Source organism: Paenibacillus sp. OT2-17 (genome assembly GCF_009827695.1).
Taxonomy (GTDB): Bacteria; Bacillota; Bacilli; order Paenibacillales; family Paenibacillaceae; genus Paenibacillus; species Paenibacillus polymyxa_B.
In genome coordinates, this window is record NZ_WUDQ01000731.1 from 1 (window position 1) to 1,534 (window position 1,534).

Annotated in this window: 1 protein-coding gene; it reads right to left on the minus strand. The window is 40.8% G+C overall.

The window, feature by feature from the left end; translation table 11 throughout:
• Positions 1–476: 476 nt before the first annotated feature.
• On the minus strand, positions 477–1,475 hold the full coding sequence (locus GRP75_RS26570; RefSeq protein ID WP_160790849.1) for an NADP-dependent oxidoreductase: 999 nt from the start codon (positions 1,473–1,475) through the stop codon (positions 477–479).
• Positions 1,476–1,534: the final 59 nt, after the last annotated feature.

Below are 1,534 nucleotides of genomic sequence, written 5' to 3' on the forward strand. Positions count from 1 at the left end.
GAACACGAAGCTGGGCGATCAAACCTCCGAGGTTCGCTGCCTCCTCGAGGATGACAAACTGTTCGGTGTCCGATTATATGAGATTGGTCTGGGCGACAAGATTGAAGCCATGTTTCATGAGATGCTGGCAGGTCCTGGTGCAGTCCGAAGCACGATAGAGAAGTATGTGAACTAGAACTTACATTAATGCAATCCCCCTGCCAGAAACTTTGGTCAGGGGATTGCGTTAATGAGAACCAATTCTTTAAATAATCAACATCCACATGACTAAGTATCTGTTCTTCTCCCCTTTTTGGGATTCACAAAGTAATATTAAATCCCGTGTCGCTTCACCTGTTGTTACGTTTCTAGCAATAATCGTTTATTTAGGTCATCTCGGAACGGCGTCTATAATATTAGATGTGCTTACTTCGGCCTACAGTATAATTTGTTTATTCTCAGAACATGCAAGCAACATCACATAAGTTGCTTATTATTTAGAAGGTCACAATCACTTTGCCTTGGGAGTGGCCCATCGACACTTTAATCAGCGCCTTGTTAATGTCCCCAAACGTATAAGTTGAATCTATAGAGGGCTTGATATTTTCTTTTTCAACAAGTTTAGTGATTTCTTGTAATTGACTTCCATTGGCTTGCACAAATAAAAAGCGATATTCATTTTGATTCTTACGTGCTAAAGAATCTAAGCGAGCACCCACTAGACCAAACAATGCTTTTTTCCACAACGGAAAATGATTGTCAACCGCAAAGCGATAATTTGGTCCGGCTTTCAATGATACCAATTTCCCTTGTGGTTTTAAAATGCCCAGTTCAGCTTTGATCTCTTTGGCACCCAAGGTGTCGATCACATAATCGATATCGGACAGTATGTTAGCATAATTCTCTGCCTTATAATTTATGAATTGATCAGCCCCGATCGACAGTGTACGTGATCTGCCTCTTTCACTTCCACTTGTAATAACATGTAATCCCATTGATTTGGCAATGGGAATTGCCATAGCGCCAAATCCTCCGGTTCCTCCAGGAATGAATAGCTTTCTATTCGGCTGGGCATGGAGTACATCGTGCAATGCTTGATAAGCAGTCAAGGCAGTAAGGGGTACCGCAGCAGCTTCAATAAAAGATAGATTTTCAGGTATGATGGATAAAGCATCTTCATTTACGGCCGCATACTCAGCAAAAGCACCGATTTTATTAAGCGGCAACCTCGTATAAACAGGGTCACCAACCTTAAAATTCAAAACATCATCACCAACGGCTTCAATAATGCCAGATAGTTCATTCCCTAAAGTTAATGGCAACTTATAGTCAGCAATCATCCGAACACTGCCATTCAGATTAAGAATGTCCAGTGGATTTACACCTGCAGCTTTTACTTTGACAAGAACCTCATGGCTATTGATCTGTGGTATGTTAACATCATTTAATTCCACTTGGATTTTTTTTGAACATTTCTGTATTTGTGCTGCTCTCATGATTCATCCTCTTCCTTTGCTAATTTTTGGGGTAGCACACCATGAATGCAATCACTAGT

Bases quoted from the DNA above. Each gene is read 5' to 3' on its own strand.
- GRP75_RS26570 (WP_160790849.1), bottom strand. From the start codon at position 1,475: ATGAGAGCAGCACAAATACAGAAATGTTCAAAAAAAATCCAAGTGGAA.